This is a genomic window from Eudoraea sp., from assembly GCF_049669105.1.
In the GTDB taxonomy this organism is placed as follows: Bacteria; Bacteroidota; Bacteroidia; order Flavobacteriales; family Flavobacteriaceae; genus Eudoraea.
The window spans coordinates 1-6,149 of sequence record NZ_JBATKE010000184.1 but is presented as its reverse complement, the minus strand read 5'-3'; the positions used below and the strand labels follow the sequence as shown (position 1 = coordinate 6,149).

The following is a 6,149-nucleotide window of genomic DNA, read 5'->3' as shown; positions in this document are numbered from 1 at the left end:
TTCAGTAGGGGCTAATTATAGAGCCTCCCAGCGGGCTAAATCAACAGCAGATTTTATATACAAACTTAAAATTGTGGAAGAAGAAGTGGATGAATCCATTTATTGGTTGGAATTATTTCAAGAGGTCTTGGACCCTAATAAAAAAGAAATTCAAATTTTGATTAAAGAAGCGAACGAACTTCTGTCGATAGTAGTGGCATCGCTTAAAACTGCCCGAAAAAACAGAACCAAACAAAACTAAATGCGTTCACTTCGTACTTCTTATCTCGTATCTCGTAATTCGTATTCCATATTGCAGAGCAAGAAATTATGCGGAAGATGATACTATTTTAAAAATAGATAATGAAGGTATACACTTGAGTTTAATGGATTTTTAGTATGACAAGAGCGTGAAGCTCGCACCAACGGGGATATACTTGATTATTAAATAAAATCTTCCATAACTTCCAGCCATGATGGAATTTCTATGGGAGAAGATTTCAGATAGATAAAAAGGGTTTCAATCGCCAAGGTATAAAATAAGAGGCTAAAATTAATCTCCATCGCATTGAACAAGCTAAAGTAAACGTCATAAACCGCGGAGGTAATTCCGAACACTTTGAACGCTTTGGTTACTATAAGGATTGACAGATGGTTCATTGGTCTAATTTTCTTTGATTGTTGTCTTTAAGCTATAGACGCAGGAAAAATCATTTTGTTACAGTACTATGTATAAAAAGGTACTATTTAATAAATATTTAACATAATTTAATATTCACTATTGGTTGGCGGGTTTGCTAGCGGCAAATGCGTAGCATTCACGAATACTTTATAAAACAATAGAAATCACATGGGTAATTTTACATAACGACAAATTATGGGACACGCAATAATGAATTTCTGTATCCCCTAAAAGAAAATGGTGGTTTTTCCCTTAAAGTTGAGATACCTCAACCCGATTTAAACCTTTCTCTCATTATTAAAGGGAGGGGTGCTTTAGAAATCGACTTTTCTTAGAAGGGGGTATGTCCTATATTAGCATGTAACCTTCTTTGTAGGCTTTTCTCATTAATATTAAAGCATAATAAGGTATACTACTGTTGTGGTATTGGTCGGTATTTCATAACATAGTATGGAGTAGGAGATAGGCGGCTACTAATTATATTCTTATTGTTAACCTTTCGTTATTTGCTTGACTAATTAATTTCTAATTCTTTTTCTATCTGTTTTATTAGTTCCAAAACATCATTTCTAACTCCATTATGAGTTGCTCCAAGAATTGTAGCCCAAGTCTCTATATCTTTTATGATTCCACGCAATTCTAAATCTTTTTTAAGCAAGTCGTAATTTCTGATATTCCTAAAAAAGCCAAATTGCAATAAGATCTTAACACTCCCTTTTATAACTATTTCATTAGGTAAACTATCCTTTGATAAAGTTCTCGTTCCATAATATGGTGTAATTTTATTTTCTAACGAATTATTATAATCAATTCGCTCTTTTTCATAAGTTTTTAAATATTTATATCTGTCTTCATATAAATCGGTTATTCCTTTTCTAATGGAATCATTTTGGATAATATCTAAACCTTTAGATTGTAATAAATTATATCCATTTGATTTATTACTAAAATGCGGATAAGTTTTCAAATAGTAGAAAAAAAAGCCTACAGAATCATTATAGGCGCTATTGCTTTCGAGTATTTTTAATATGGATTTACATGAAGTAGCCTTATTTTGAAGATTCGCTATATTACTTTCAAAATCTTCTAAATCGAATTTAAGGTTATCTCTAATCTCATTAAGGATTATTTTTTCACTTTTTCTTTCTTTATTAAGTTCATTCCAATTATTAATTGAAAGCGCAATCAATATCCCAATTACCACAAGTACGATCTCCCCAACGGCATACCTCATGTATTTCAAAGGCTTGTTATCGTCTGCAAGTTTTTTGCGGATTTTTCTGAAGAAACCGATCATAGGAAGTGGTTGGTTGTTCTTCCCAAGATACAGAATAAATCAAAGCAGCTTTAAATTAGCCATAAACGGGTAGGCAATAGCATACTAGACTGAATAGAATAACAGAAATTTTGGTGTTTGGAACTAGTCACGAGCGTGATGCCTGTCTGCCGACAAGCTAAGCTTGTGCCAGCTGGGGGGTTGACATTTCGTCATTTATTTAGTTCAGCATTTTCTTCATCAGTTAATAGCCTGGAGTGTATAATAAATCGTACACCAAGTGGAATTTCAAGAGAAAAACTTGAACCTCTTCCTGCTGTTATATCAACAGTTAAATGGGTGTGCTTCCAATATTCAAATTGGTCCTGGTTCATATAATAATTTACTCCGTCTAATTGCCCAAGTAATATATCACTATCGTCCAAATACATATCTCCTTCTTCAAAAATCATTGGTGCTGAACCATCACAGCAACCTCCACTTTGGTGAAATATTAAATCTCCGTGCTTTTCCCTGAGTTGATTTAAGACTTCTATTGCTTTATCTGTTATTGCTACCCTTTTATATTCCATAATTAGGATTCAGTGAAAAAGGCTGACTGAAATTTCAGCCAGCCCTGTTAGTATTAATTATCTTCTAAAAGAAGCCTAATTTATTCTTATCGTAGGAAATTAACATATTTTTAGTTTGACGATAATGGTTCATCATCATTAAATGATTTTCACGTCCAAATCCTGATTTTTTATAGCCACCAAATGGTGCGTGAGCAGGATATGCGTGATAACAATTCACCCAAACTCTACCTGCTTTTATTGCTCTTGGTATTTGATATAATTGATGGGCATCTCTTGTCCAAACTCCTGCTCCTAATCCGTAAAGGGTATCATTCGCAATTTCTAAAGCCTCTGCTTCATCTTTAAATTTAGTTACAGAAAGTACCGGTCCAAAAATTTCTTCTTGGAATATGCGCATTTTATTATGTCCTTCTAATATTGTTGGTTGTATATAAAATCCGTTAGCGAATTCGCCATCTAATTTACAAGCTTCTCCACCAGTAAGCACTTTTGCTCCTTCTTCTTTACCTATTTTAATATAAGAAAGAATTTTTTCGTACTGGTCGTTTGATGCTTGAGCGCCTACCATTGTATTGCTGTCGTAAGGATTGGCCTGGACAATAGCTTTTGTTCTTGCAACAACTCTTTTCATAAAGGCATCATAAATCTCTTCTTGTACTAATAATCTTGATGGACAAGTACAAACCTCTCCTTGATTAAAAGCAAATAGAACTGCACCTTCAATTGCCTTATCCAAAAACGCATCATCTTCATCCATTACAGAACTAAAGAATATATTTGGTGATTTACCACCTAATTCCATGGTTACAGGATTTAAGTTTTTTGATGCGTATTGCATAATTAATTGACCCGTGGTAGTTTCTCCTGTAAAAGCTACTTTAGCAACACCTGAATGTGATGCTAATGGTTTTCCTGCTTCTGGTCCAAATCCTTGAATAATATTGATTACTCCAGGTGGAAATACTTCCGCAATTTTTTCTAATAATAAAGTTGCAGTTGATGGTGTTTGTTCTGCGGGTTTTAATATGACACAATTTCCTGCTGCCAATGCCGGGGGTAATTTCCAAGACAACATTAAAAGAGGAAAATTCCAAGGAATAATCTGAGCAACCACACCAAGTGGTTCTTTAATATTCATTGAAAGTGTATTAGCATCTAATTCAGTTGCCGTGCCTTCTTCTGCTCTGATAACTGCTGCAAAATATCGCCAATGATCTACGCTTAAAGGAATATCTGCATTTAGAGTTTCTCTAATTGGTTTCCCATTATCACAAGTTTCAACCAATGCAAATTCTTCTAAATTTGCTTCAATAATGTCTGCTACCTTATTAAGCATTCCTGCTCTTTCTGCTGCGGAAGTATTTCCCCAGGCATCTTTAGCTGCATTGGCCGCTGCCACTGCATTATCTACGTCTTCTTTTTGAGAACGTGGATATTTTGCAATAAGTGAATTGTCAATTGGGGAGGTATTCTCAAAATACTGTCCTCCAACTGGTGCTACGAATTTTCCATTGATGAAATTTTCGTACTTGTCTTTAAATTTTGGTTTTGAATATCCCATTTTTTTATTGATTTAAATGAACAAATCCCTACTCTTTCAAAGATTTTCGGTTTCCTCTGTCTTTTTCTTAATGAATGCCAACAATTGGATATAGTTATTGATGAACTCCCACTTCTCTACACTAAGATAATATATCTTAATGACACCCTAGATGATCAGTGCAAACAAGTTATGTAGTTGATTATATTTTATATATGCACATTTGTTTTAAAGACACCTTTTTTTTAAATCAGGAGCAGGTCTGTATGCGTAATATTGTAAAACTTCTTCCAAAGCCATTTTAAGTGCTTTGTTTACCGGTAAAATTATGTTTCCTAAGTGAAAATCTATTTGATTTAATTGCATATAATACTCTGTAAATACAGGTACATGCAATCCTTTTGTAATTGCTTCGGCAGCGGAATTATAGTTCCTGGTCTGACCTTCTTTGATAATTTTACATGTAGCCAATCTCAAACTTCCATATTTATCAGTATTGGCCGCAAAACCAAACAACCGACAAATTAAACCCCGGTATTTGTAATTGCTACAACGACCCTGATCAATAATAGATAAGGGTTTGTAGATTAAACAAGTTGAACTATGGGTTTCCTTAAGTATAATGAGTGTTTTTTCAGCTTCCCCATTTAAAAACAAATGAAAGGCCCAGGGTAAAAATTCTAAAGGAGAAGCTTCTACATCTGGGTAGGTACAACATTTCCCACAACCAGAAACACAACTAATCCCCGATGACTGTTCAAATTGAGCGCTTTCTTGTTCTAATTGATAAAAAAGGCTTTCTACCAATTGCACTCTTCGCTCTATCGACATTATTTTTTACCGAAGGTAGACTTAATAAGGCTAGGTAGTTTAATTTATTTCCAAAAAGAAATTAAGATGGTTTTAATGGCTATAAGAAAATTTGATTTGGAAAATATCAACCTGTTTCAGAGCGTGACAATTTTTTATTGTTTGTATGATAAAACAATTCCATAATCAAAAGATAAGCTCTTTTTATATTTTTCTATAATTGAAGTTTCTTTTTTCGAATTTACCTGTAATTATTTCCAACAATGATGTTTTTGATGAACTACTACTTATGTAAACCAAGATAGTTTATTAAGTTTTTACGGAACAATTATCAAGCAAAACATTCGAGCCGGCGATAGGTACTCTAAAGATATGCCAGATGTTATAAGTATATGGTATTTATAGGTTGCCGTTTTTGGAACTATTCTCTTTCAAATTACGATGAACTTCATATGTGCTATAACTCCTGATCTCACTACTATCCAGGCAATTAAATATACCACGCGATTTAACCGGTTATTAATAATTTTCTACTTCCTTTTCAGAATATACGTCACTGGTTTCTTGTAATTCAGAAATGATTTTTTTGTCTTTTTTTAATGTAGATTTAAGAGCAATAATTATTGGTGTTAGAACAAAAATTGCAATTATAACACCAATAGAGAATAAAGAAAATATTAATAAAGCTAATGATGTTTTAATGTTCCAAAATAATAGCGTAATACTTACTTCACTGGTGTTTTGAAGTGTGAATATAACAACAAAAATAAGTGTGATTATTGTTAATCCTAAATTAGTTGTCTGTTTCATTTTTTATAGTTTTTTTAATTAACGTACTCTACTAAAATTCCTTCAAAAATACTCCTTGCTTTAGAGTTTATAAATGACCTTAATCATATGTATTATTTAATCAATCTTAACAATGGAACTTTATATTGGCTACAACAATTGGATATATTTAATAACCATATGCACACATTAGATAGCGAAAAAGAAGTCGCTTTTGCTGGCGGGGGTGCCTATCTCCAACTTGGGGAAATATCACTTTCTCAAAACGGGGGCTTGTTTAAAGATGATAAGGAAATTATTCAAAAAAGCCGGATACCAACTACTATGCTTTTACATGAATAATAGGTCAAAACAATTTAAGTGGGAAAGGATGTTCTAAAAGAAGTAGGAATTTATATATTTAGAAATAACAAATACAAGGCTAATATGAAATATTTTACTTTAATGATTCTCATCTCTTTCCAGTTTGTAAGCTGTTTACAAGAACAGGAAAAGACA

General features: G+C 33.0%; 8 protein-coding genes. 2 read left to right on the top strand and 6 right to left on the bottom strand.

What is annotated here, in order from left to right:
• Positions 1 to 241: four helix bundle protein (locus tag WBM60_RS14270; protein WP_424277167.1), on the top strand; the 241-nt coding region annotated here is incomplete at its 5' end.
• A 182-nt stretch (positions 242 to 423) separates the two neighbouring features.
• Here WBM60_RS14270 and WBM60_RS14265 read toward each other — a convergent pair.
• From WBM60_RS14265 to WBM60_RS14240, 6 genes are all read right to left on the bottom strand, one after another.
• Positions 424 to 639 carry a hypothetical protein gene (locus tag WBM60_RS14265; RefSeq protein ID WP_424259859.1) on the bottom strand — a complete coding sequence of 72 codons (216 nt, stop codon included), beginning with the start codon at positions 637 to 639 and terminating at the stop codon, positions 424 to 426.
• Between the two features lie 536 nt (positions 640 to 1,175).
• Positions 1,176 to 1,958, bottom strand: a complete 783-nt coding sequence (locus WBM60_RS14260) for a DUF6090 family protein (RefSeq protein ID WP_424259858.1) — start codon at positions 1,956 to 1,958, stop codon at positions 1,176 to 1,178.
• A gap of 191 nt (positions 1,959 to 2,149) precedes the next feature.
• The gene (locus WBM60_RS14255; protein ID WP_424259857.1) at positions 2,150 to 2,509 is read right to left on the bottom strand and encodes a DUF779 domain-containing protein; all 360 of its coding nucleotides are present in this window, start codon (positions 2,507 to 2,509) and stop codon (positions 2,150 to 2,152) included.
• A gap of 64 nt (positions 2,510 to 2,573) precedes the next feature.
• Complete coding sequence (locus WBM60_RS14250; RefSeq protein WP_424278585.1) at positions 2,574 to 4,073, bottom strand: aldehyde dehydrogenase family protein; 1,500 nt, start codon at positions 4,071 to 4,073, stop codon at positions 2,574 to 2,576.
• 207 nt (positions 4,074 to 4,280) lie between these two features.
• Entirely contained in the window at positions 4,281 to 4,883 is a 603-nt protein-coding gene (locus WBM60_RS14245) for a YkgJ family cysteine cluster protein (RefSeq protein ID WP_424259769.1), read from the bottom strand.
• A 498-nt stretch (positions 4,884 to 5,381) separates the two neighbouring features.
• Positions 5,382 to 5,672 carry a LapA family protein gene (locus tag WBM60_RS14240; protein ID WP_424277165.1) on the bottom strand — a complete coding sequence of 97 codons (291 nt, stop codon included), beginning with the start codon at positions 5,670 to 5,672 and terminating at the stop codon, positions 5,382 to 5,384.
• Positions 5,673 to 5,831: 159 nt separating this feature from the next.
• On the opposite strand from WBM60_RS14240, the gene WBM60_RS14235 reads away from it, so the two are divergent.
• Complete coding sequence (locus WBM60_RS14235; protein WP_424283230.1) at positions 5,832 to 5,993, top strand: hypothetical protein; 162 nt, start codon at positions 5,832 to 5,834, stop codon at positions 5,991 to 5,993.
• Positions 5,994 to 6,149 lie beyond the last annotated feature (156 nt).

Coding starts and splice junctions, on each gene's coding strand:
- WBM60_RS14235 (WP_424283230.1), top strand. CDS start 5,832: ATGCACACATTAGATAGCGAAAAAGAAGTCGCTTTTGCTGGCGGGGGT.
- WBM60_RS14250 (WP_424278585.1), bottom strand. CDS start 4,073: ATGGGATATTCAAAACCAAAATTTAAAGACAAGTACGAAAATTTCATC.
- WBM60_RS14255 (WP_424259857.1), bottom strand. CDS start 2,509: ATGGAATATAAAAGGGTAGCAATAACAGATAAAGCAATAGAAGTCTTA.
- WBM60_RS14245 (WP_424259769.1), bottom strand. CDS start 4,883: ATGTCGATAGAGCGAAGAGTGCAATTGGTAGAAAGCCTTTTTTATCAA.
- WBM60_RS14260 (WP_424259858.1), bottom strand. CDS start 1,958: ATGATCGGTTTCTTCAGAAAAATCCGCAAAAAACTTGCAGACGATAAC.
- WBM60_RS14265 (WP_424259859.1), bottom strand. CDS start 639: ATGAACCATCTGTCAATCCTTATAGTAACCAAAGCGTTCAAAGTGTTC.
- WBM60_RS14240 (WP_424277165.1), bottom strand. CDS start 5,672: ATGAAACAGACAACTAATTTAGGATTAACAATAATCACACTTATTTTT.